At 70.8% G+C, this 23,689-nt stretch carries 21 protein-coding genes; 5 read left to right on the top strand and 16 right to left on the bottom strand.

Features of this window, described 5'->3' with window-relative positions; genetic code table 11:
- Window positions 1–43: 43 nt before the first annotated feature.
- The 6 genes from QSK36_RS05370 to QSK36_RS05345 all read right to left on the bottom strand — a co-directional run bounded on the left by QSK36_RS05370 (window position 44) and on the right by QSK36_RS05345 (window position 6,707).
- Window positions 44–1,111, bottom strand: a complete 1,068-nt coding sequence (locus tag QSK36_RS05370) for a BMP family lipoprotein (RefSeq protein ID WP_225897808.1) — start codon at window positions 1,109–1,111, stop codon at window positions 44–46.
- Between the two features lie 168 nt (window positions 1,112–1,279).
- Window positions 1,280–2,320 (bottom strand): BMP family lipoprotein, encoded by a 1,041-nt coding sequence (locus tag QSK36_RS05365; protein WP_285781533.1) that lies wholly within the window; start codon window positions 2,318–2,320, stop codon window positions 1,280–1,282.
- 92 nt (window positions 2,321–2,412) lie between these two features.
- Window positions 2,413–3,741, bottom strand: coding sequence for a serine/threonine-protein kinase (locus tag QSK36_RS05360; RefSeq protein ID WP_285781532.1), 1,329 nt, complete (start codon window positions 3,739–3,741; stop codon window positions 2,413–2,415).
- Between the two features lie 45 nt (window positions 3,742–3,786).
- Window positions 3,787–5,028: an amidohydrolase gene (locus tag QSK36_RS05355; protein WP_183534477.1), complete on the bottom strand. Its 1,242-nt coding sequence runs from the start codon at window positions 5,026–5,028 to the stop codon at window positions 3,787–3,789.
- A 239-nt stretch (window positions 5,029–5,267) separates the two neighbouring features.
- Window positions 5,268–6,440, bottom strand: a complete 1,173-nt coding sequence (locus QSK36_RS05350; RefSeq protein ID WP_183534475.1) for a glutamate--cysteine ligase — start codon at window positions 6,438–6,440, stop codon at window positions 5,268–5,270.
- Between the two features lie 66 nt (window positions 6,441–6,506).
- A complete protein-coding gene (locus QSK36_RS05345; protein ID WP_079316017.1) occupies window positions 6,507–6,707 on the bottom strand; it encodes an SCO4848 family membrane protein in 201 nt (66 codons plus the stop codon).
- 93 nt (window positions 6,708–6,800) lie between these two features.
- Here QSK36_RS05345 and QSK36_RS05340 point away from each other — a divergent pair, with 93 nt between their 5' ends.
- Window positions 6,801–8,084, top strand: coding sequence for a D-alanyl-D-alanine carboxypeptidase family protein (locus tag QSK36_RS05340; protein ID WP_285781531.1), 1,284 nt, complete (start codon window positions 6,801–6,803; stop codon window positions 8,082–8,084).
- Window positions 8,085–8,258: 174 nt separating this feature from the next.
- Here QSK36_RS05340 and QSK36_RS05335 read toward each other — a convergent pair whose 3' ends face one another.
- From QSK36_RS05335 to QSK36_RS05325, 3 genes are all read right to left on the bottom strand, one after another.
- Window positions 8,259–9,221, bottom strand: coding sequence for a YihY/virulence factor BrkB family protein (locus tag QSK36_RS05335; protein ID WP_225897807.1), 963 nt, complete (start codon window positions 9,219–9,221; stop codon window positions 8,259–8,261).
- Between the two features lie 81 nt (window positions 9,222–9,302).
- Window positions 9,303–10,316 (bottom strand): tryptophan--tRNA ligase, encoded by a 1,014-nt coding sequence (gene trpS, locus QSK36_RS05330; RefSeq protein ID WP_183534471.1) that lies wholly within the window; start codon window positions 10,314–10,316, stop codon window positions 9,303–9,305.
- Window positions 10,317–10,451: 135 nt separating this feature from the next.
- Window positions 10,452–11,765 (bottom strand): hemolysin family protein, encoded by a 1,314-nt coding sequence (locus QSK36_RS05325; RefSeq protein WP_183534470.1) that lies wholly within the window; start codon window positions 11,763–11,765, stop codon window positions 10,452–10,454.
- Window positions 11,766–11,928: 163 nt separating this feature from the next.
- Here QSK36_RS05325 and galE point away from each other — a divergent pair, with 163 nt between their 5' ends.
- Window positions 11,929–12,882 (top strand): UDP-glucose 4-epimerase GalE, encoded by a 954-nt coding sequence (gene galE, locus QSK36_RS05320; RefSeq protein ID WP_183534468.1) that lies wholly within the window; start codon window positions 11,929–11,931, stop codon window positions 12,880–12,882.
- A gap of 50 nt (window positions 12,883–12,932) precedes the next feature.
- Here galE and QSK36_RS05315 read toward each other — a convergent pair whose 3' ends face one another.
- A complete protein-coding gene (locus QSK36_RS05315; RefSeq protein ID WP_285781530.1) occupies window positions 12,933–13,811 on the bottom strand; it encodes a CARDB domain-containing protein in 879 nt (292 codons plus the stop codon).
- Between the two features lie 107 nt (window positions 13,812–13,918).
- On the bottom strand, window positions 13,919–15,358 hold the full coding sequence (locus QSK36_RS05310) for an MDR family MFS transporter (protein WP_225897806.1): 1,440 nt from the start codon (window positions 15,356–15,358) through the stop codon (window positions 13,919–13,921).
- A gap of 56 nt (window positions 15,359–15,414) precedes the next feature.
- On the opposite strand from QSK36_RS05310, the gene QSK36_RS05305 reads away from it, so the two are divergent.
- Window positions 15,415–15,951 (top strand): PadR family transcriptional regulator, encoded by a 537-nt coding sequence (locus QSK36_RS05305; protein WP_183534462.1) that lies wholly within the window; start codon window positions 15,415–15,417, stop codon window positions 15,949–15,951.
- 28 nt (window positions 15,952–15,979) lie between these two features.
- Here the strand turns inward: QSK36_RS05305 and QSK36_RS05300 are convergent, their stop codons facing one another.
- The 5 genes from QSK36_RS05300 to QSK36_RS05280 all read right to left on the bottom strand — a co-directional run bounded on the left by QSK36_RS05300 (window position 15,980) and on the right by QSK36_RS05280 (window position 22,003).
- The gene (locus QSK36_RS05300) at window positions 15,980–18,100 is read right to left on the bottom strand and encodes a serine/threonine-protein kinase (RefSeq protein ID WP_285781529.1); all 2,121 of its coding nucleotides are present in this window, start codon (window positions 18,098–18,100) and stop codon (window positions 15,980–15,982) included.
- Between the two features lie 290 nt (window positions 18,101–18,390).
- Window positions 18,391–19,005 carry a helix-turn-helix domain-containing protein gene (locus QSK36_RS05295; RefSeq protein ID WP_285781528.1) on the bottom strand — a complete coding sequence of 205 codons (615 nt, stop codon included), beginning with the start codon at window positions 19,003–19,005 and terminating at the stop codon, window positions 18,391–18,393.
- Between the two features lie 220 nt (window positions 19,006–19,225).
- Window positions 19,226–20,443 carry an NADP-dependent isocitrate dehydrogenase gene (locus tag QSK36_RS05290; RefSeq protein WP_030508449.1) on the bottom strand — a complete coding sequence of 406 codons (1,218 nt, stop codon included), beginning with the start codon at window positions 20,441–20,443 and terminating at the stop codon, window positions 19,226–19,228.
- A 107-nt stretch (window positions 20,444–20,550) separates the two neighbouring features.
- The gene (locus tag QSK36_RS05285; RefSeq protein WP_139573536.1) at window positions 20,551–20,835 is read right to left on the bottom strand and encodes a DUF3017 domain-containing protein; all 285 of its coding nucleotides are present in this window, start codon (window positions 20,833–20,835) and stop codon (window positions 20,551–20,553) included.
- Between the two features lie 46 nt (window positions 20,836–20,881).
- Entirely contained in the window at window positions 20,882–22,003 is a 1,122-nt protein-coding gene (locus QSK36_RS05280) for a citrate/2-methylcitrate synthase (RefSeq protein ID WP_285781527.1), read from the bottom strand.
- Between the two features lie 181 nt (window positions 22,004–22,184).
- Here QSK36_RS05280 and QSK36_RS05275 point away from each other — a divergent pair, with 181 nt between their 5' ends.
- Both QSK36_RS05275 and QSK36_RS05270 read left to right on the top strand, forming a co-directional pair.
- Window positions 22,185–22,841, top strand: coding sequence for an FHA domain-containing protein (locus tag QSK36_RS05275; protein WP_030508446.1), 657 nt, complete (start codon window positions 22,185–22,187; stop codon window positions 22,839–22,841).
- Between the two features lie 162 nt (window positions 22,842–23,003).
- Complete coding sequence (locus tag QSK36_RS05270) at window positions 23,004–23,675, top strand: hypothetical protein (protein WP_285781526.1); 672 nt, start codon at window positions 23,004–23,006, stop codon at window positions 23,673–23,675.
- Window positions 23,676–23,689 lie beyond the last annotated feature (14 nt).

Genomic DNA, 23,689 nt, shown 5'->3' with positions numbered 1-23,689 from the left:
AAGGGCCCGGGGCGGGTGGCTCCGGGCCCCTCGATTACGCAGGTCAGGACGTCGGGACCGTGATCTCGCCGCTGATGATCTTCTGCTTGTACTCGTCGATCTTCGACTTGATGTCGTCGATCTTGCCGCCGGTCGTGGAGTAGTCCACGCCGCCCGCCTTGAGGTCGTAGACCGACGGGCCCGACTTGACCGTGCCGGTCGTGTAGTTCTTCAGGAAGTCGAAGACCGCCACGTCGACCTTCTTGATCATCGAGGAAATGATCACGTCCTTGAAGTCGGCGTACGCCGGGAGCGCCGCCTGGTCGGAGTCGACGCCGATCGCCATCGCGTTCGCGGCCTTGGCCGCCTCGAAGACGCCCGCACCCGAACCGCCGGCCGCCTGGTAGACCACGTCCGCACCGGCGTCGTACATGCCCTGCGCGGCCGTCTTGCCCTTGGCCGGGTCACCGAAGCCGCCGAAGTCCGGGGGCTGGGTGAGGTACTTGCTCTGGATCTTGATGTCCGGCTTGACGGCCTTCGCGCCGGCCTTGAAGCCCGCCTCGAACTTGTGGATCAGCGGCACGTCGACGCCGCCCACGAAGCCGACGTCGCCCTTCTCGGACTTCAGCGCCGCCGCGACCCCGACGAGGAACGACCCCTGCTCCTCGGCGAACATCAGGTTCGTGATGTTGTCGCCCTTGGCCGCGTCGTCGTCCACGATGGCGAACTTGACGTCGGGGAACTCCTTGGCGACCTTCGCCACGGAGCCGGAGTAGGCGAAGCCCACCGCGATGACCGGGTTGTAACCCCCGGAGGCGAGCAGGCGCAGCCGCTCCTCCTTCTGGGCGTCGGTCTCGCCCTGGGTGGCCTCCAGCTCCTTCTTCTGGACCTTGAGCTCCGACTCGGCCTTGTCCAGGCCGGCCGCGGCCGCGTCGTTGAAGGAACCGTCGCCGCGGCCACCGATGTCGTACGCCAGGCCGACCTTGACCTGCGCGGCGGCAGGCGCGGAGGACGCGTCGGCCGAAGCTCCGGTCGTGGTGGTGCCGTCGCTACCCCCACACGCGGCGGCGGCCATGAGCAAGGCGCCGCCCGCGGTGGCGGCGGCCAGTCTGCTAACTCGATTGTGGAGCAAGGTCGTGACTCCCCTTCCGTTCCCCGCCCGTCTGACTCTCGTCGCACGCACGCAGGAACGCACGGCAACCCTGCACGGAAGATAGTTGTTTGACCTGCATAGACCAAACCCGCACACCAGTCCGCAACATGTCCGTTATTGAGCCCAGTCCACACCGTGACCAGGGTGTCAGCCTGGGGAAACCTTGACCCTGCCGTGGATGATCTCCTGCTTGAGCTGCTCCAGGCGCGGCTGGATGTCGGTGATGTGGCCGCCCGTGAGGGTGTAGTCGACGCCCCCGAGCTTCAGGTCGTACACGACCCGGCCGCTCCTGACGGTGTGGTCGGCGACGTCGGCGAGGTAGTCGTAGACCGCGACGTCGATCCTTTTGATCATCGAGGTCAGGATCACGTGGCGCACGGCCGGGTCGGCGCTCTTGGCCTGGTCGTAGTCGACGCCGATGGCCCACGCCCCGGCGTTCCTCGCCGCGCGGAACACCCCGGCCCCGGAGGCCCCGGCGACCTGGTAGACCACGTCGGCCCCGGCCCGGTACATGCACCGCGCGGCCTTCTGCGCCTTGTCCGGCCGCTCGAAGCCGCTCAGGTCGTGCGGGCCCGCGAGGTAGGCGATCCTGATCCGTGCCCGCGGGTTCACGTGCTTCACGCCCTGGACGTAGCCGACCTCGAACTTCCTGACCAGCGGCGACCGGTTGCCCCCGACGAGGCCGACGTCGCCGGTGCGGGACTTCATCGCCGCCGCCGCGCCGATCAGGAACGAGCCCTGCTCCGAGGCGAACAGCAAATTCGTGATGTTGGGACCGGACACCGTCGGCTCGTCCACGATCGCGAACCGCGTTTTGGGGAACTTCGGGGCGATCCGCGCCAGCGCCGGCGCGTACGAGTAGCCGACGGCGATGATCGGGTCGTAGCCGGCCTCGGCGAGCGCCCGCACCCGCTCCACCTTCCGGACGACGGGCTCGCCCGGCGCGGCCTCGACCTCCCGCACCCGCAGGCCGGTCATGTTGCGCTTGGCCTCGTCGACTCCGGCGGCCGCGGCGTCGTTGTACGACTTGTCGCCCCGTCCGCCGATGTCGTACACGAGCCCGACTCGCAGCGAGCCGGTCTGCGAAGACGCCGTCTCCACCTCGCCGCCACATCCCGCGGCGGCGGTCACGGCGACGGCGACGACGCCCGCCATCGCCGCCCGGAACGCCCGCAATCGGACCTCCAACCCGGAATGGTGGTACCACCGTCCGCGATACCCGCTGTGCGCGCGGGAGAACGCACCACACAAAGGGCTCTGACAGATTTATCCCATTTGAGTTAATTCGTGCGGGTAAGGGATCCCGAGTATCGGGCGTCCTGTTCCCCCGCGCGTGTCACCTCGAAGTCGGCCGCGCTCTCACCCCGCCATGTGATCGAGACGCTTCCGGGATGACAGGCGTCGCCCTTGACCTGGTCGAGGGTCAGGACGAGCACATCACCCGGCCCGCTCGCGGGGGTGAGACGGCCGGAGCAGTGCAGGTCGGCGCCCCACCTCATCCGCGCCGGGGCGGCCAGGCGGATTTCGACCGGGAAGACACGGCCGGCCGAGGGATAGCGGGCGACACCCGTCCACGTCCCGTCCAGGCGCCCGGGTTCGCGGGCCGTCAGCACCCACGCGACGCCCACCGCGACGAGGACGGCGAGCGAGGCGACCAGCGCGACCACGCGCGCTCGCCCCGCCGTGGATCCGGAAACGATGGGATCCGGTGTGGTCAGACCCGGTGCTGTCAGATCCGGTGCGGTCAGATCCGGTGCGGTCGGGTCCTGCGCGGGCAGACCCTGCGCCGCCGGACCCGGCCGTCCCGGGGATCGGTCGAGCAGGGCGCTCAGCACCTGGCCGGCGTCCGGCCGATCGGCCGGCTCCGCGGCCAGGCACGCCACGACGAGGTCTTTCAGCAGACCGGTGAGCGGCCCGAGGTCCGGCGTGCCGTACAGGATGCGGGCCATGACGGCCGCGTACGTGTCGCCGGTGTAGGCGTGCCGCCCGCTCGCCGCGTAGACGAGCGTGAGCGCCCAGCAGAACACGTCCGCCGCCGGCTCGGCCGGTCGTCCTTCGAGCTGCTCCGGCGCGATGTACGCCGGGGTGCCGACCGGGTTCCCGGTCGTCGCGGTGGCGTCGGCGAGCCGGGAGATGCCGAAGTCGACGACCCGCAGCCCGTCCGAGCCGAGGAGCACGTTGCCCGGCTTGAAGTCGCGGTGGACGACCCCTGCCCGGTGGATCGCGGCGAGCGCGGTGGCCGTCCCCACGGCGACCCGATCGAGGTCGCCGCCCGTCCGCGGGCCCGCCGTCGTCACGTGCTCGCGCAGCGACGGGCCGTCGACGTACTCGCTCACGATGTACGGCCGGTCGCCGTCGAGGTCGGCGTCGAGGACCTGGGCGGTGCAGAAGGGGGCGACCCGGCGCACCGCCTCGATCTCACGGGCGAAGGCGCGCCGGGCGGAGGCGTCGTCGACCCGCGCGTGCAGGAGCTTCACGGCCACCGGCCCGCCCGAGGCGCCGACGCCGCGGAACACGACCCCCTGGCCGCCCACGCCCAGGCGGCCGTCGAGGCGGTAGTTCCCGAGGCGGTGGGGGTCCTCGGGACGCAGGGGGGAGACGTCGGGCACGGCGGCGTACGGCTCAGCGGGCTCGGCCGGTTCGGTGAACGCGGTTCAGCGGGCGCCGCCCCACAGCGCGGTCAGCGCGGTGGCGGCGAGGACCTTGACGCCGATCCCGATCGCCCGCTCGTCCACGTCGAACTGCGGCCGGTGGATGTCGACCTCGTCGACGGCCCCCACCGGCCGGGTGCCCAGCCGGGCGAGGGCGCCGGGCACCGACTCGAGATACCAGGAGAAGTCCTCGCCGCCGAGGCTCTGCGGCGTGGGCACGGCCGCCCCCTCGCCGATGATCTGGGTGACCGCGTCGTGCAGCATCTGGATGCTGGTGGCCTCGTTCACCGTCGGCGGCGTGCCGCGCCGATAGTCGATCTCGGCGTCCACGCCGTACGCGCCGGCCACCGAGTCGAGCAGGGCCTTGACCAGGTCGGGAGCCTGGTGCCAGGCATCCTCGTCGAGCGACCTGACCGTGCCCTGGGCGACCCCGACGTCCGGGATCGCGTTGGCCACGGAGCCCGCGGCGATCTGGCCCCACACGAGACTGAGGCTGGAGCGCGGGTCCACGCGGCGCGACAGCGCGGCCGGCAGCTCAGTGACGATCTTGCTGAGCGCGTAGACGAGGTCGACGGTCAGGTGCGGCCGGGCGGTGTGCCCGCCCGGGCCCGCGACGCGGATGCGCAGGCTGTCGCAGGACCCGGTGATCGGACCGGTCCGCAGGCCGACGTGACCGACGTCGAGGCGCGGATCGCAGTGCACCGCGAAGATGCGGTCGACCTCGTTGATGCCGCCGTCGCGCATGACCTCGAGCGCGCCGCCCGCGACCTCCTCGGCCGGCTGGAAGATCAGCCGCACCCGGCCGGGGAGCGCTCCCGCGTCGGCCTGCGACGCCAGGAACAGCCCCGCGCCGATGACGATCGCCGTGTGCACGTCGTGGCCGCAGGCGTGGCAGGCGTTCGGGTTCGTGGAGCGGTAGGGGACGTCCTTCTCGTCCTCCATCGGCAGCGCGTCGATGTCGGCGCGCAGGGCGACCGTGGGGCCCTCGTCCCGGCCGAGGTCCACCCACAGGCCGGTGCCGCGCGACAGCGGGTGCGGGGTCAGCCCGGCGTCCGTCAGCCGCTCAGCGATCTTCTCGGTCGTGCGATGCTCGCTGAAGGCGATCTCCGGGTGTGCGTGTACGTCGCGCCGGAACTCGATCAGCTCATCGTTGTGCCCGCGAAGGAATTCCGCCAGCTGTCCGGCCAGGTCGTTGCTTCCCGGCACGGCCGCGTCCGGCGTTGCGAGCTTCGATGAGGTGGCCACGGGTCTTCCCTTCTCCGGTGAGCCGTCCCGCCACGGATCGCCGGATCGTCCATATGATCATGAAAAGTCACGAAAAAGTCCAAAAGGGTCGAGCGGGCGTGTCTCGCCTCCACCGACCCTTCATTCACAATCCTTCCATGCCGCGACCCTCCGATACGGCGGATTGCCCAGTATTTACACCGGCCTCCGCACGTTGTCAGAACTGAGGCACTGTTGCCGGACATATCAGGCCTACCCCGTCAGGTGCCCGATTGTCCGATCTCACGGTTGGGGTTCGAGGTGACGAACCTGTCCTCGGCGAGCTCGATGACCGTGGCGTCGACCACGTCCTGGAGGGTCCCTCCGTCGGCGAGGATCGCCCGCTGGCGCTCGGATGAGCTCCCCTGCTCCAGCACCTCGGTCACGACCGCCAGTTCGTCGGCACAGCCGAGCCGCTCGGCGACGGGTTCGAGTTCACGCTGAAGTTCATACAATACGTCGCGCATCGGCGCCGTGGAGCCATGGTCGTCGGTGATGACGTCCGCGTCGAGGCCATAGCGCGTGGCGCGCCACTTGTTGTCGCGCACCACCCAGGCCGCCGGATGCGGCAGCTTGTACCCCCGGTCGATCTGCTGGTCGAACTGCTGCACGAGGCACTGGGACAGCGCGGCCACCATGCCCACCTCGCGCGGCGTCGGGATGCCGTCGAACATCCGGACCTCGATCGTGCCGAAGTCGGGATGCGGCCGGATGTCCCACCACACCTCCTTGATGCTGCGGATCGTGCCCGCCCGCAGCAGCGTGTCCATGTACTCCTCGAACTCGGCCCAGTCGGCCAGCAGGTGCGGCGGCCCGGCCGTGGGCAGCGAGCCGAAGACGATGGCCCGGCTCGACGCAAGCCCGGTGTCCTGCCCGCCCCAGTAGGGGCTGGAGGAGGTGAGCGCGAGGAAGTGCGGCAGGTACGCCGCGAGGGCGTTGACGATCGGAATGACCTTGTCCCGCTCCTTGACGCCCACGTGGACGTGCACGCCGAACGTCTGGATCCGCCAGGCGAGCCACTGCAGGTCCTCGACCAGCTCCACGTAGCGCTGGCTCGGCGCGTAGACCGCGTCACGCCAGTCGCTGATCGCGTGGGTCCCCGTGCAAGCGAGCCCGATGCCGCGCGGTTCGACGGCCTCGGTCAGCCGGCCGATGCTCTTCTTCAGGTCCTGCACCGCCTCGGCCACCGTGTGGCAGACGTCGGTGACGATCTCGACCTGCGACTGCATGAGCTCGTGCATGGCCTTGGGCCGCTGCCCCTCACTGAGGTCGGGAACCGCGGCGAGCACCTCCTTGGCGTCCTGGCGGAGATGACGCGTATGCCGGTCGACGAGCTGAAGCTCCCACTCCACGCCGAGGGTCGCGCCACGCGAGGGATTGAAGTCGATCGCCAAAGCTTGCCTCCATCACGTTCGGTCCCTGTGGACCCTCAGGTCACAGCGGACAAGGTCGTTCCAGGCTCAGGCCCTACCCTTCATCCATCCCCGCACGCCGACCGCCCCGAGCGCCAGTGCCAGGAGGATGTTCACCGCGATGAGTACGCCGTGGACGACGTAGAAGGACGTCTCATGCCCGTCGGCGAGGTTGAAGCCGAGGTTGATCCATTCGAAGATCATGAAAGCGGCGAGTGCCACGAGAAAGATCGATACACGTCTCGTCATGCTGACAGTATCGGCGGCCACCTGCGTGGCCTTGTGGCATATGGGGCATATGTCGCTTCATGCGAAGGCAGTCAAGGCTAGGCTGAGCGACCTATGGGGACGAACCTGCGGGCTCTCGCCGCGACCGTGACGACGGCGGGAGTGCTGACGACGGCGCTGCTCGGCGCCCCTCCCGCCGCGGGCGCGCGGGCCGTGCCGGACCTGACGCCGCGGGAGACCGGCACGGGGAACGGCACGGCCGTGACCGGAACCCGCACGGGGACCGGGACAGTGGGCGGAGACGGGCTCGCCGGCCACGGGATCATCCGGCCCGCCGGGATCAAACCCCCGCCCAAGACCGAGGCCAGCGCGTACGTCGTGGCCGACGCCGACACGGGCGCGGTGCTCGCGGCCAAGGACCCGCACGGGCACTACCTGCCCGCAAGCACGCTCAAGACGCTGACGGCCGTGACGCTGATCCCCAAGCTCGACAAGAACCGCAAGGTCAAGCCGAGCGACGAGGCGTGCAACGTGGAGGGCAGCGCCGTCGGCATCGTCCCCGAGCCGATCTACACGATCGACGACCTCATGCGGGCGCTCCTCATGGTGTCCGCCAACGACGCCGCGGTCGCGCTCGCCGAGGCGAACGGCGGCCTGAAGAAGACGCTCGCCGACATGAACGCGGAGGCGCGCAAGCTCCAGGCGTACGACACGGTGGCCAAGACGCCGAACGGCCTGGACGCCCCGGGCCAGCGCAGCTCGGCCTACGATCTCGCCCTGATCGCGCGGGCCGGGCTGGCGATCCCGGACTTCCGCGAATACATCAGCACGAAGGTCGCCAAGTTCCCCGCGCCCAAGGACTACCTGAAGAAGAAAAAGAAGAAGAAGCACCGCGACGACTCCGAGGCCAGTGAGTCCCCCGCGCCCGCCTACTACGAGATGGCCAACCACAACCGGCTCCTGGGAAGCTACAAGGGCATGCTCGGCGTCAAGAACGGCTGGACGTCCAAGGCCCTGGGCAGCTTCGTGGGCGCGGCCCGGCGTGACGGCCACACGATCCTCGTCGTGATCATGCATCACCCCGGCGGTTTCTGGGAGGAGGTCTCCAAGCTGCTCGACTGGGGCTTCGCCGCGAGGGGCAAGGCGGCCCCTGTGGGCCAGTTGGTCACGCCGGCGCCCGATCCCAAGCCCTCCTCCTCTCCCCTGGCCGTACGGCCCTCCACGACGCCGGGCGCGGCCGACGCGGGTGCGGCCAAGGCGCGCGGAGAGGACCCCGCCTCGAAGGGTGCGGGCGCGACCACCCCCCTGCTGATCGGCGGCGGCGCCCTCGTGGTCCTCGCCCTCGGCGCGTACGGCCTGCGCCGGCGCCGGAAGACGCCCGGCGACGCCGACGGCTAGCGAGCAGGCGGGGCGGGGATGGCGTGCTCGGCGGCGCGGCTGACCTCCTCCCAGCGGGCCCAGGTCTCCATCCGCCGGCGTGAGACGTCGAAGGCCAGGTCGTAGGCCGTACCATCCAGCAGCAGCCGCAGCGGCGGCTCGTCGCCGGGTTGCGCCCGCGTTGAAGGCGCGCGGTCAGGCGGGGCCGGTCGTGGGCGTGATCGCGGGCGACGGAAGCGGGGTGGGCTCGGGCGGCGGGCCCAGCGTGGCCGTCGCCGTCCACGCGGCGGCATAGAGGATCACCCGGGCCGACAGGTTGATCCACAGCAGCAGCCCCACGACCACAGCGAACGTGCCGTACACCGGGTTGCGCAGGGTGCCGGACAGGATCAGCGCCGCGAGCTGCTTCAGCACGCCGAAGCCGACCGCGCCCAGCAGCGCGCCCTTGAGCACGACGAGGAACGGCTGGGACGGCTTGGCCAGCCAGCCGAGGATGACCAGGAAGAGCAGCAGGTCGGCGACGAGGCTCGCGGCGATCCCGGCGAGCCAGACCCCGACGCCGGCCAGCGGCGAGGAGCCCAGGCCGAGCCATCCGGCGACCGTGCTCGTGGCCCCGGTGGCGAACCCGCTCGCGATCACCGAGACCAGCATGGCGAGGCCCATCAGCACGAGCGCGACGAGGTCGCGGAGCTTGCCGACGAAGTAGTTGAGCGGCGGCTCGCAGGTCATCCAGACGGTGCGCAGGGCCCCGCGCAGGGCGTCCATCGCGCCCAGCCCGGCGTACAGCAGTCCGAGCAGGCCGATCAGCCCTGCCCGGGCCCGGGCCCCGGCGAGCTGGTCGATGTGGAGCTGCCCGGCGAGCCCGGGAAGCTGGCTGTTGATCGCCTCGGTGAGCGTGGCGAGCGCGTCCGGACGGATCGTGACGACGTACCCGAACAGCGCGAACGCCAGCGCGATCAGCGGGAAGAACGACAGGAACGCGAAGTAGGTGAAGGCGCCCGCCAGCCGGTCCCCCGACTGCACCTGGTAGCGCTGGAAGGTCCTGATGAGGTGGTCGAACCAGGGAAAGCGGATCCGGTCGCGCTCGATCCACATCCGGCCCCACGCCCTGACCTCGTCGACGCGCCGCGTGACCTGGTCGACCATCGCCATCCCCATCGGCATTGTGTACCCGGAGAGGGCGTCTCGATGCGTGCGGCGACCGCGGCCCGGGGCGGGGGCCGCGGTCTCAGACGCGGTTCAGTCGGAGTGCGGCGTGGGCAGCAGGCCGAGGCGCTCGCGGACCTGCTCCATCGTCTCGCGGGCCACCTTGCGGGCCCGTGCGGCGCCCGCGACCAGCATCCGGTCGAGCTCGGCCTCGTCGGCCAGCAGCTTCTCCGTACGCTCCCGAATCGGGGAGAACGTCTCGATGACGGCCTCGGCGACCTCCTTCTTGAAGGTGCCGTAGCCCTGCCCGGCGAACCGCGTCTCCAGTTCGGGGATCGGCGTGCCGGTCAGCGCGGACAGGATCCGCAGCAGGTTGGTGACGCCCGGCTTGTTCTCCTCGTCGGCGACGACGTCGCTGCCGGTGTCGGTCACCGCGCGCATGATCTTCTTGCGCAGGGCGTTCGGCTCTTCCAGCACGTCGAGGATGCCCTGCGGGCTCGACGACGACTTGGACATCTTGGCGGTCGGGTCCTGGAGGTCGGTGATCTTCTCGACCTCCTTGAGGATGTACGGGCTCGGCACCTTGAAGGTCTGGCCGTAGCGGCTGTTGAAGCGCTGCGCGAGGTCGCGGCTGAGCTCCAGGTGCTGCTTCTGGTCCACCCCCACCGGCACCTGGTCGGCCTGGTAGATCAGGATGTCGGCCGCCTGGAGGATGGGGTAGGTGAACAGGCCCACGCTGGCCGAGCTCTCGCCGTACCGCGCGGACTTGTCCTTGAACTGGGTCATCCGCCCGGCCTCGCCCATGCCGGTCTGGCAGATCAGATACCAGGCGAGCTCGCTGTGCTCGCGCACATGGCTCTGCGCGAAGACCGCGGCGCGCTCCGGATCGAGCCCCGCGCCGAACAGCTGGGCGGCGGCGATCCTGGTGCGCCGGCGCAGCTCTTCGGGCTTGGGCGCGACGGTCAGCGCGTGCAGGTCCGCGATGAAGAAGAAGGCCTCATGGGTGTCCTGCAGTGCCACGTACTGACGGATCGCGCCGAGATAGTTGCCCAGGTGGAACGAGTCGGCGGTGGGCTGGATACCGGACAGGACGCGAGCAAGAGCCATACGGTAATTCTGTCAGCAGTCGCGGGCTGCCCGCGACAGACGCGGCCAGGGGCGCGGGCCCCGTCCCCGCCGGGGACGCCTCTCCTGGGCGCCGGCCGGGAAAGCACTCGGCCGGCCCCCGCACACGCCCGCCGCTCAGCCGGCCGCCGCGGGCGCCGCGTCTTCGGGGGGAGTGCGGGTGACGCGGACGCGGGAGACGCGGCGGCCGTCCATCTCCGTCACCGTCAGCTTCACGCCCGGCGCCTCGGCGACCTCGCCACGCTGGGGCAGGTGGCCGAGGGATGCCATGACGTATCCGCCCAGGGTCTCGTACGGCCCGCTGGGCAGCCGCACGCCCGTCTGGGTGTGGAACTCGTCCAGGTTGACCAGTCCCTCGACCTCCATGTCTCCGGCGATCACGCGTACGGCGTCGCCGCTCTCGTCGTACTCGTCGCGGATGTCGCCCACGAGCTCCTCGACCAGGTCCTCCAGTGTCACGATGCCGTCGGTGCCGCCGTACTCGTCCACCACGATGGCGAGGTGGTGGCCCTCGTCGCGCATCTCCGCGAGCGTGGCCAGGACCCGCTTGCTCGCCGGCACGAGCTTGACCGGGCGGATCGGCACGACCTCGCTGATCGGCTCCAGCCGCCCGGTGCGTACCGGGTCGAGCAGGTCCCGCACGTGGACGAACCCGATGACGTCGTCGTAGGTGTCGCGGTAGACGGGGAACCGGGAGTGCGGCATGGCCGCGGCGAGCACGGCGGCCTCGGCGAGCGGGGTGTCCGCCGCCATGAACTCGACCTCAGTGCGGGGCAGCATGACCTCCCTGAGCTGCCGCTTGCCCGCCGCGAACACCTCGGCGATCACGTCGCGCTCGTCCTGGGTGAGGTCCGTGTGGCCCACCACCATGTCGCGCAGTTCCTCGGTGGTCATGGCCGCCCTGTCGGCGGACGGGTTGCCGCCGAGCAGCCGTACGACGCCGTTGGTCGACTTGGACAACAGCCAGATCACCGGCCTCGACAGCGTCGCGATCCGGTCGAGCAGCGGGGCGGTCATGAGCGACAGGTTCTCCGCCCGCTGCCGGCCGAGCCGCTTGGGCGCCAGTTCGCCGAGCACCAGGGTCACGTACGAGATGGCCATCGTGACGGCCACGAACGCGACGGTCGCGGCCACGCTCGGCCGCAGGCCCCACTGCTCCAGGACCGGGGCGAACCGCGGGCCCAGCGCGTCGGCGCCGAGCGCGGCCGACAGCACGGTCGCCACGGTCACCCCGACCTGGATGGCCGACAGGAACCGGTTGGGGTCGCGGGCGAGCTTCTGCACCCGCGCGCCGCGGCGTCCCTCGTCGCGGCTCAGGCGGCGGATCTGGCTCTCCCGCAGCGAGACCATCGCCATCTCGGCCGCGGCGAAGAATCCGCCGATCAGGATGAATATCAGGACCAAGGCGATGGTCACCGCGACGTTGCTCACGTCATCAGTCCGTTCGGGTGTCAGGCAGGCCAGGCCGGTCGTCGCAATCTCCTGCCACTTGCTGAGATTGCGGTACTGGTGGCATTTAACCCGCTCCTCATGGGAAGCGCGTAAGCTAGGCCCGGGACGTACATAATCCAACACTTTTGAACAGGAGCAAACAGTGAAGCTGCTGGTTACTGGTGGAGCCGGGTACATCGGCAGCGTCGTGGCGGCGCAACTCCTGGAGGAGGGGCACGAGGTCACAGTGCTCGACGACCTGTCGACCGGGCACGCCGACGCCGTGCCGCCCGGAGCCGCGTTCGTGCAGGCGTCGATCACCGAGGCCGGCGGCGTGCTGTCCGAAGGGTGCGACGCCGTGCTCCACTTCGCGGCCAAGTCTCTGGTGGGCGAGTCGGTCGAGAAGCCGGGGCTGTACTGGTCGCACAATCTCGGCGGCACGCTCGCGCTGCTCGACGCCATGCGGCAGGCCGGGGTGAACCGGATCGTGTTCTCCTCCACCGCCGCCACCTACGGCGAGCCGGAACGCACTCCCATCCTGGAGACCGACCCGACCCGCCCGGGCAACCCCTACGGCGCGTCCAAGCTCGCCGTGGACACCGCGCTCACCGCCTTCGCCGGGCTGTACGGCCTCGGCGCGGTCAGCCTGCGCTACTTCAACGTGGCCGGGGCGTACGGCGAGTTCCGCGAGCGGCACACGGTCGAGACCCATCTGATCCCCAACGTCCTGAAGGTGGCCCTGGGCGAGCGCGAGTCGGTCAGCGTCTTCGGCACCGACTACCCCACTCCGGACGGAACCTGTGTCCGCGACTACGTCCACGTCGCCGACCTCGCCCGCGCGCACCTGCTCGCCCTGGACGCCTGCACGCCCGGCGAGCACCGGATCTACAACCTCGGCAGCGGCACGGGCTTCTCGGTCAAGGAGGTCGTGGACGTCTGCCGTGAGGTGACCGGGCACCCCATCCCGACCGCCGTCGCGCCGCGCCGTCCCGGCGATCCGGCCGTGCTGGTGGCGTCGTCGGAGAAGATCCGGCGCGAGCTGGGCTGGAAGCCGGTTCACGCGACGCTGCGGGACATGGTCGCCGACGCCTGGACCGCCTCCACGAAGCCCGCCTGAACCCATCCCCGGTTGTGAACCGGCGGCCCGGCTGACGGCGCGCCGCCGGGTCAGGCGCGGCGCAGGGCCACCCGTACGCTCGCCTTGTTGTTGGCCGGGCGGCGGTCGCCGTAGCGGCGCGAGTAGACGGTGGCCATCGTCGCCACGGCGTGCGAGGCCCGGGACGGCACCCGGAACACGAGTTCGAGCAGCCCGCGCGACCCCGACCTGATCGGCGGCAGCGAGCACCCCACGAACTGGCGGTTCCCCCGGCAGCGCCCACCCCTGGCGGACAGCAGCCGGGCCTCGCGCGGCTGGAAGAACACGTAGGCGTCCCGCACGACGCGCGGCCCCCGGTTGCGCACCTCCGCCCGGACGGAGAACCAGTGGCCCGGGCGGATGAACCTGGTCGAGGAGCGGAACCGCATCGCCAGGTCGGCCCCCTCGTCGACCCTGGTCACCGCCTCGGCCGTGTTGTCGGCCTCGTCCTGGTCGAGCACCTCGGAGGACAGGTCGGCCCGCGCCCGCAGCGGGCCGTGCGCTCCCGGCGCGATCACCCCCGTGATCGTCATGTCGCCCGAGCCGCCGGGCAGGACGTCGTCGGACGAGTGGCAGACGACCCGGTTGCGCGCCCGGCCGGGCTCGCACTCCGCCACGCCCACGTTGACGATCTGGAAGTCCTTCGGCAGCGCGACCCGCAGCGTCGGCAGGACGGCGTCCCCCGGGCCCTTGTTGTGCACGGTGACGTGGTAGGTCAACGGCTGCCCCGGCTGCGCCACCTTCGGCGAGGCGGTGATGCCGACCGCGAGATCGGCCGTGCCCCACGGATTTTTCAACGGCTCCTTCACCGGCGCCGGCCGGGGTGGCGCCTCCCCGGAGAAGGCGAGCGCCGGTTGCGGCGCTCCGGCGACGAACACACAGACCAAACCCGTGACGACCCTACGACCCACTGCCGCTCCCCCGAACGCTTGAGATCAATTCAATCGTGTCGGACGGGCCCCGCGCACCGTCCGACACGCCGCTCGGAACGCCGCTGAAGTGCCGTCTCACACCCGTCTCACGCGGCGACGAGGTCCTGCTGCGGTGCGGGCCCGTCGAGCCGCACGCCGCCCTGGGGATCGACACGGGGTAGCAGGGCGAGCGCGAGGAGGGCGACGACCGCGCCCACGACCCCCAGCCAGGGGATGACGGTCGCGGTCGCGGCGGCGTGGGCCGCGGGCATACCGTGCACGGGCGCCTCCCGCGTCACCACCGACGTGTACGCCGTGCCCGCGACGGCCAGCGCGACCGAGCCGCCGATCTGCCGGAAGAACGTCAGGTTCGCGCTGGCCGTGCCGATGTAGCGGAGCGGGACGGACGTCTGGATCGCCACGGTGAGGCCGGACAGCATGGGCCCCATGCCGAGCCCGATCAGCGCCATCCAGGCGACGAGCAGCGGGGTCGAGGTGCCGACCTCGAGGTTCGCGCACAGCGCCGTGCCCGCGACGAGGAAGACCGGCGCGATCATCAGCCACGGCTTGTAGCGGCGCGTGCGCGAGATGAGGACGCCGGTGACCGCGCTGCCCACGACCATCGCCAGCATCAGCGGGTAGATGTGCAGCCCCGAGGAGGTGGCGCTCAGGCCGTGCGCCTCCTGGAAGTAGCGCGGCAGGAAGACCACCCCGGCGTACATGCAGAACGCCGTGAAGAACGACGCGACGTTGACCAGCGAGTACGTGCCGTTCGCGAACAGGTGGAGCGGCACGATCGGCTCCGCGGCCCGCCGCTCGACGAGGACGAACACCACGAGCAGCGCCAGCGCCGCGCCGATCGGCCCGATCACCGGCCCGCTCGTCCAGGTGTGGCCGTCGATCCCCTTCTCGGTCAGTCCGACGAGCAGGGCGCTGATCGCGGCGCTGAACACGGCGATGCCGAGATAGTCGGGCCGCGCCCCGCCGTGCCCCGGCCGGTGCGGCAGCCGCCACACGATGATGGCCACCAGGACGGCGCCGATCGGGACGTTCACGTAGAAGGCCCAGCGCCAGCTCGCGTGGTCGGTGAACAGGCCGCCGAGGAACGGCCCGGCGATGTAGCTCAGCGCCATGACGCCGCCGAGGGCGCCCTGCACCCGCCCGCTGCGCTCCGGCGGGAACAGGTCGATCACCAGCGCCAGCGAAAGCGGCAGCAGCGCGCCCGCGCCGAGCCCCTGCACGCCGCGGAAGGCGATGAGCTGCCCCATGCTCTGCGCCGCCCCGGAGAGGATCGAGCCGAGCAGGAACAGGACCACCCCGACCAGCAGGAGCGGCTTTCGCCCGTACGCGTCGGAGAGCCGGCCGTAGAGCGGGACCGTGACGGTCGAGGTGAGGAGGTAGGCGGTCACCACCCAGGTGTAGAGGCCGGTGCCGCCCAGCTCGGTGGTGATCCTCGGCAGCGCGGTGCCGACGATCGTCTGGTCGAGCATCGCCAGGAACATGCCGCCGAGCACGGCGAACAGGAGGAGTCCGTTTCTGGATCGCATATGTCGAAGGTGACATGTAAGCTTTGACATGTCAATCCGGAGGTATAGTGAGGGGCATGTCCCTGCGCATCGCTCTTCTCGGTCTGCTGACGGCCTACGGCTCGGCGAGCGGCTACGACCTGACCAAAGGGTTCGAGAGGTCGGTGGCCCACGTGTGGCAGGCGGGGCACAGCCAGATCTATCCAGAGCTGGCGAAGATGACCGCCGACGGGCTGGTCACGGTGGAGGCGGAGGGCGCACGGGGGCGCAAGATCTACTCGATCACGTCGGAGGGCCGCGCGGAGCTGCGCGCCTGGCTGATCGGACACGACCCCACGGGTCCTGCGCGCAGCGAGGTCGCGCTGCAGGCGTTCCTGCTCCCGCTGCTCGACCCCGGCGAAGCGCTGGACGTGCTGGAACGTCTGAAGGCGTACGTGGAACAGAAGCTGGCCGAGCTGGAGGCGATGTGGGCGGCCAAACACGCCCTCCCCGTCCCGGAGGGGGCGTCCGGGGTCAAGTTCGGCGACCTCGCCCTGGACCTCGGCATCCGGCAGACCCGCACCACGCTGGAGTGGGCGAACGACGCCATGGCCCAGCTCGAGCGCCAGGCCTGACCGCCGGCCCGGGGATGAGCAGCCGGGCTTACCGGCAGGCGAGCTTGGGCGGCGCGTCCCGCTCGGGATCGAAGGCGACGTTGCCGAAGTGCTTGCGCAGCAGGTCACGCATCGTGCCGTCGCCGTACATGCGGCTGATCGCGTCCTCCACGGCCCGGCAGGTGCGCACGTCCTTCCTGGGCAGGCCGACGGCGTAGCGCTGGTCGGTCAGCCGCAGGCCGAGCACCGACAGCTTCAGGCTCGCCACGCGGTCGGCGAAGCCGGCGATGATGAGGTCCTCCCCCGGGACGGCGTCGACTTTGCCGTAGGTCAGCAGATCCATGCACTCGGCGTAGTTGCCCGCCCGGACCTGCTCGACGTTCACCTTGTCGGCGACGAGCCGGCCGGTGGTGCTGCCGGCGGGCGCGCACATCCGGCGCCCGGCCAGGTCCTCCAGCTTCTTGATCCGCGAACCGGCGAGCACCAGCAGGTCGGCGTGGGCCGTGTAGTACGGCCCGGCGAAGGTGACGGCGTCGCCGCGGTTGTCGTCGTAGGAGTAGGTCGCGACGACCATGTCCACAGCGTGGTCGGTCAGCGCGCGCACCCGGTCGTTGACGCCGACCCTGCGGAAGGTGATCCCGTTCGCGGGAACCTTGAGGCTCCTAGCGATGGCCGTCGCGACGTCCACGTCGAACCCGCTGAACCCGCTGGCCTGCTCCAGGCCGACCCCGGGCACGTCCCACCGCACGCCGATCGTCAGCCGCCCGGTCCGCCGCGCCTTCTCATAGACGGAGGCGTACGTCGGGCTCGGCCGCGGCGTGACCACGGTGTCTCCGGCGCCGCCGTCCTCGGGCGCGCCGCCGAACGCGAAGCCGGTCTTGGCGGCGATGACGGCGCCCCCGGCGGCCACGACGGCGAGCACGGCCGCGAGCACGCCGACGAGGCCCCTCCGGCGGCGCCGCGCCCGGCCGGTCGCGTCCGGCGCGGTCCCGGCCGACCCGATCCGGGGCACGGGCCCCGTCGCATCGGATTCCCCCGCGCCGGGCCGTACGGCCCCGTGAGCGCCGGGGCCCGCACCCTCGCGGGGGGTGGGGTCGGTGGGGCTGGAGGACGACAGGGCCGATCGGGTCGCCCCGGTCGGCGCGTCGTTCCCGGCATGGCCGCCGGTGCCGCTCCGCGCGCCGGTTCCGGGCCCTGCGCCGTCCCCGGTCCGCGCGCCGCCCGCCGGTCGGGGGCCCGCGCCCGTCGACAGGGCGCGGCCCGGACCCGTGCGCGCGAGGCGCGTGGCGTCCGGGTCGGCCGCGTGCGCGGCCCCCTCGGACAGCACGACCGCCGACGCGTCGCCCGACACCGCGCGGCCCAGCAGGCGCAGCAGGATCTGGTCGGCCGTCGGCCGCTCGTCCGGCGACTTGCGCAGGCACGCCCGGACCACTCCGCCGAGCGGCTCGGGCAGCATCCCGGTTTCGATGTCGTGGTTGAGGATGCGGTTGAGCACGACCGCGATCGATTTGCCGCCGAACACGACGTCGCCGGTCGCGGCGTACGCGATCGTGGAGGCCCAGGAGAACACGTCGGCCGGGGGCCCGACGCTGCCACCGGAGATCTGCTCGGGCGCCATGTAGGCGGGCGTGCCGATCGCCCGGCTGGTGATCGTGGCGGTCGAGTCGAGGATGCGGGCGATGCCGAAGTCCACCACCCGGGGGCCGTCCACGGCCAGCAGCACGTTGTCGGGCTTGAAGTCGCGGTGGACGATGCCCGCCTGGTGGATCGCGGTGAGCGCGGTGGCCGTGCCGACCGCCAGCCGTTCCAGGCCCGAGCCGGTCAGCGGCCCGTTCTCCTCGACGGCATCGCGCAGCGACCGCCCGTCGATGAACTCGCTCGCGATGTACGGCGTGTCGCCCTCCAGGTCGGCCGCCAGGACCCGGGCGGTGCAGAAGCTCGCCACGCGCTGGGCGGCGCGCAGCTCCCGCGCGAAGCGGGACCTGGCGGTCGCGTCCCCGGAGAACTTGACGTGCAGCAGCTTGACCGCGGCCCGCCCGCCGGCCTGGTCCTGGCCGAAGTAGACCACGCCCTGCCCGCCCTCACCGAGACGGCCGGACAGCACGAAGGGACCGAGCCTGGTCGGATCCCCCGGTTGCAACGGCGCGATCTGCGGCATCCCGTTCCCCACGATTCGGCAAAGTACCGGCCAGCAGAACTTTACGGCCCCGGTGCGACGGTTCCGCGGCTCGATACCGCGCCGTGACGTCAGGAAACCGTGACAAAGCAGCGAGCGGTCCCTACCTCGAAGTGACTAAATGGGCCACCCGGAAACGTCGGGACGGCCCCCGGGGTGTGATCACCCGGAAGTCCGAGCCATCCGCCCTCGACCCCACCCGCGTTGACCTCGCCCTCAGGACATCGGCTCTGCTCATTACCCGCCGGCGCTCCGGCCGGCCGGCGTCGGCGTCCTGCAGGGCCTCATGCGTCGCCTTCCGTGACGGTGCCGCCGGTGGGGAACAGGATCGGGCTCAGCAAGTATGGCCGCCGGCCCGCCGCCGGCCCGTTGCCCCGGTGGGCCGTCATCACGGCCTGCACCTGCTTGATCAGGTCCGCGAGCTCGTCGGGTGTCAGCCAGTACGTGGACTGGGTGTACCCCACCGAATCGGCGAACGGGTCCGCTCCCTCCCGGTCGAGGTAGGCGTTGAACTCGCTGAGCAACACCCCCAGGCCCGTCGTGAACGCCGCGCGATGGTCCTCCAGCGACATCGACGCGGCCATGTCACGGTCGATCACCGTCCGGGCTCGCTGCAGCCGGTAGGTGCGCTCGACCGCGCCGTGCACCCGTTGCTCGCCGACCACTTCGAGCACGCCCGCCTCGGCCAGCAGCCCGACATGCCGGTACACGGTGGTCCTCGGCACATCGGCCAGGTCTGCGCACAGGTCACCGACCGTACGAGCGCGACCGCAGCTCGTCGGGAAGGGCGCCGGCGGGGTCCCACGCTGGCGGAAAACGACGGCAAAACGCGCCTCTACAACGAGTTCGCCGCCTCCGTGCCGCGTGGTGAGAACCGCATCGTGGAGGACGCGGGGCACGTCACGCTGCCGTTCCGCCGCCCCGAGGCGGTGGTACAGGCGATCCGTGACGTTCTCGCTTGGTGACGGACATGGTCAGCCGCCACTCGACGTCGTCGAGCCGGAGAGCCGTCGCGGCCGTGTTCGGGGCCGTTCGGGATGCCTGACGGCCCAGAGTGGCGAACGGGCCTCTGCCTGACGGTGGAACCGCAGGCAGAGGCCCCTTTCGTTACAGCTTTCGTTACAGCGCCATCTTCTTCTTGAGGTTCTCGTCGAGCGCCGCGAGGAAGTCCTGCGTGGTCAGCCACTCGGCGTCGCCGCCGACCAGGAGCGCGAGGTCCTTGGTCATCTGGCCGCCCTCGACGGTCTCGACGCAGACCTGCTCCAGCTTCTCGGCGAAGTCGATGACCTCGGGCTGGTTGTCGAGCTTGCCGCGGTGCTGCAGGCCGCGGGTCCACGCGAAGATCGAGGCGATCGGGTTGGTGGAGGTCGGCTTGCCCTGCTGGTGCTGGCGGTAGTGGCGGGTGACCGTGCCGTGCGCCGCCTCGGCCTCGACGGTGCGGCCGTCGGGGGTCATGAGCACGCTGGTCATGAGGCCGAGCGAGCCGAAGCCCTGCGCCACCGTGTCCGACTGGACGTCGCCGTCGTAGTTCTTGCAGGCCCAGACGTACCCGCCCTCCCACTTCAGGGAGGCGGCCACCATGTCGTCGATCAGGCGGTGCTCGTAGGTGATCCCGGCGGCCTCGAAGTCGGCCTTGAACTCGGTCTCGTAGACCTCGGCGAAGATGTCCTTGAACCGGCCGTCGTACGCCTTGAGGATCGTGTTCTTCGTGGACAGGTAGACCGGGTAGCCGCGGTTGAGGCCGTACCGCATGGAGGCACGGGCGAAGTCGCGGATCGACTCGTCCAGGTTGTACATCGCCAGGGCGACGCCGGAGCCGGGGAAGTCGAAGACGTTGAGCTCGATCGGCTCGCTGCCGTCCTTCGGCGTGAACGTCAGCGTCAGCGTGCCCTCGCCAGGAATCTTCAGGTCGGTGGCGCGGTACTGGTCGCCGAAGGCGTGACGGCCGACGACGATCGGCTTGGTCCAGCCGGGCACGAGCCGCGGGATGTTCGACATGATGATCGGCTCGCGGAAGATGACACCGCCGAGGATGTTGCGGATCGTCCCGTTCGGGGACTTCCACATCTTCTTCAGGCCGAACTCCTCGACGCGGGCCTCGTCCGGCGTGATCGTCGCGCACTTCACGCCCACGCCGTACTGCTTGATGGCGTTGGCGGCGTCGATCGTGACCTGGTCGTCGGTGGCGTCGCGGTGCTCAATGCCGAGGTCGTAGTACTTCAGGTCGACGTCGAGGTAGGGAAGGATCAGCTGGTCCTTGATGAACTGCCAGATGATCCGGGTCATCTCGTCGCCGTCGAGCTCGACGACCGGGCCCGCTACCTTGATCTTGGGCATGCGTGGGGTTCCCCTTCTGAATTAACTGGCCAGCACGTCCTTTTTGAGGCTCACTGGCCGTTGAGGCTATCGGACGGCTGTGGTAAGTCCGCGACGAGGTCGTGTCCCTACGAGTCGTGCAGCTGCAGCAGCATGAGCAGCGAGCCGATGACGAGCGCCGCGCCGAACGCCGCCAGCGTGAGCGCGTCCATCCGTTTGCTGCGCACCGCGAGCGCGCCCGCCCGCCGTTCGGAGACCGTCACCCGGACCAGGGATCCGGCGAGAAAGCCACATCCCATGATCGCACCGCCCGCGGGCACCGGCACACCCAGGCCGATCACGCACAGCCCGGCGGCCGCACCCGCCACCACCAGCAGGTACGGCCCCCAGGCCGTGCTCTCGCTCGTTCTCACGTTTCTCCCATGCCTGCCACTGCGGTCCTCGGCGCGTTCCTCACCCTCACCGCTCGTCGATGGGCACCCACTTCTGGTCGCGCTCGCCGATGTACTCGCTGTCCGGCCGGATCAGCCGGTTGTCGGCGTGCTGCTCGATCACGTGGGCGGTCCATCCGGACATCCGGCTGACCGAGAACACGGGCGTGAACAGGTCCGTCGGGATGCCGAGGTAGTGGTAGACGGTCGCCGCGTAGAAGTCGACGTTCGGGTACAGGTGCTTGTCCGCGAAGACGACCTCCTCCATCTCCCGCGACATCCGGTAGTAGGTGTCGTCGCCCGAGGCCTCGGCCAGCTCCTGCGACATCCGCCGCAGGTGCGTCGCACGGGGGTCCTCGGTCTTGTAGACGCGGTGCCCGAATCCCATGATCTTCTCGCCCGCCGCCAGCTTGTCCCGTACGGCCTGCGCGACGCCGTGTGGGTCCAGCGCTTCCAGCGTACGCATGACCTGCTCGTTCGCCCCACCGTGGAGGGGGCCCTTGAGCGTGCCGACGGCGGCGACGATCGCCGAGTGCATGTCGGACAGCGTCGCGGCGCACACGCGGGCGGCGAACGTGGACGCGTTCATCGTGTGGTCGGCGTGCAGCACCAGGCAGGTGTCGAAGATCTCGACCTCGCGCCGCTCGGGACGGCGGCCGGTGATCTGCAGCAGGAAGTTCGCGGCGGTGCTCAGCTCGGGATCGGGCGCCGGGATGTCCGCTCCCGTCCTGGCCGCGTGGTAGCGGGCGACGAGGACCGGCTGCTGCGCCGTGAGCCTGGCGGCCTTGCGGCGGTTGGCGTCGGCGGCGTTGGAGTCCTTGTCCGGGTCGTCGGCCCCGGCCAGCGAGACCAGGGTGCGCAGCGCCTCCATGGGCCCCTGCTTCCCGGCGATCTCGGAGATGTCGCTCTCGACGAGCGCGCCCAGGGTGCGGCCTTCGGCCAGCTCCGCGCCGTAGTCCGCGAGCTGCCGGCGGGTCGGCAGCGTGCCGCGCTGGAGCAGGTGGGCCACCTCTTCGAAGGTGGCGTGGCCGGCCAGGTCGTGGATGTCGTATCCCCGGTAGAAGAGACGGCCGGCCTTGCCGTCGATGTCGCTGAGCGCTGTGGACGCGGCGACGACATCGGCGAGGCCTTTGGTGGGCTTGTCCGCCATAAGTGTTTCCTCCGCTTATCTCCGCCCGAAGTCTACCCGTGAGCAGGTAAAGCGCCCCTCAAAGGTCCAGACCAATTTCAGGATTGATTCTGCTCGTGGCAAAGGCGATTCCCCCTCGCCACGGGTGGGTAAGCCGCAGCTATAGGGAAAGTAACGGCGGGCTACCTGGGGAGGAACTGCCGTGGAGGGGCCGTTCATACGGATCGAGGACAGCGGCGAGGTGGTGCCGCTGCGCCCCGACGTCACCACGATCGGCCGCGGCCGAGGCGTGGACATCCGGCTGACGGATCCGAGCGTGTCACGGCTGCACGCCGAATTCGTCCGTCGCGGGCCCTACCTGTACGTCGTGGACCTGGGCCTGTCCCGCAACGGCACACGGGTGAACGGCAGGCCGATCGCCAGAAGGGTGCTGGACGACGGCGACGTCGTCTCCTTCGGAGCCGCCCGGGCCCGGGTCGGCGGGATCCCGCGGGAGGACCTCGCCCCCGAGGTCGAGCTGCGCCGCGCCGCCGCGCCGGAGCTCACCCGCCGGGAGGTCGACGTCCTCACCTCGCTGTGCCGTCCCGCGCTGTCCGACGAGGCGTTCGTGGCGCCCGCGACGGCCCGGGAGATCGCCGACGACCTCGTGGTGACCGAGGCGGCGGTCAAGCAGCATCTGCTGCGGCTTTACCAAAAGTTCCGCATCCCGGAGGGCACCAACCGGCGCACCCGGCTCGCCAACGAGGTCGTCGCCCTCGGCCTGGTGCGGCCCACGCCGGTCGTGCCGCCGCAGCGGGCGACCGGACCGGCCGAGCCGGAACCGCAGCCTCGCACCAGCGCGGGCCGCCGAGCGTCCTGAACCAGCGGCACACCGGCCGCCGGGGGCGGAAGCCGTCCCACCCCGGCGGCCAGTGGAGCGTTCCGAACGGCCCGTGGCCGGAGCATGCCGGACAACGTGCCGAACAAAATCCGCGAAGGCCCCGTCGAACGGGATGACAACCGATCGGCAGGGGAGCGTGCGATGCGCAGGGTTCTGACGTCCGTGGCGGCGGCCGCCGCGGCGACGGTGACGGCTACGAGCATGGGCGCGAGTCACGCGGTCGCGGCACCGGTGGCGGGCGTGACGGCTGCGGTGACGGGCGCGGGCCAGGCGCCGGCCCCGGCCACGCTGCCCAAGGGGTTCCTGCTGGACGAGGCCAAGGTGGACGGCCCGCGCAGGCCGTGGGAGCACCTGAAGCTCACCGACAGCCTGAAGAAGCCTCTTGAGGTGAACCCGTGCGGCCACAGGACCGCCCGCGACGGCCGCAGCGCGAGCCGTACGTTCACCTATGTGGCGGAGACCGTCTACCGGAGCGAGCAGGTCGTGCTCTACCCGTCGGAGCGGGCCGCGAAGGCGGCGATGAAGTCCGTACGCGCCGACCTGGCCGAGTGCGGCACGGGAGGCCGCGGCCCGAACCGTCACGCGTACACGTGGAAGAGCACCGACGTCGGCGACGAGGCCCTCCGGGTCGGCGGCTTCTTCTTCGAGAACCGCTCCCGCACCGTCATCGTCCGGAAGGGGAGCGCGCTGGCGGTCTACGTCAGGACCGGCCTGGTGACCAAGAGCCTTCCACTCTCCCAGTTCCGCCCGCTGATCAAGGACGCCCGGACGATGGCCGCCAAGCTCTGCGACCTCCCCGGCGTCTGCGCGTAGGCCGGGGAGGCCCG

It is taken from the genome of Microbispora sp. NBRC 16548, assembly GCF_030268985.1.
Classification (GTDB): domain Bacteria; phylum Actinomycetota; class Actinomycetes; order Streptosporangiales; family Streptosporangiaceae; genus Microbispora; species Microbispora catharanthi.
Note: the sequence above shows the minus strand (reverse complement) of the source record. Positions and strands in the feature narration are given on the sequence as shown.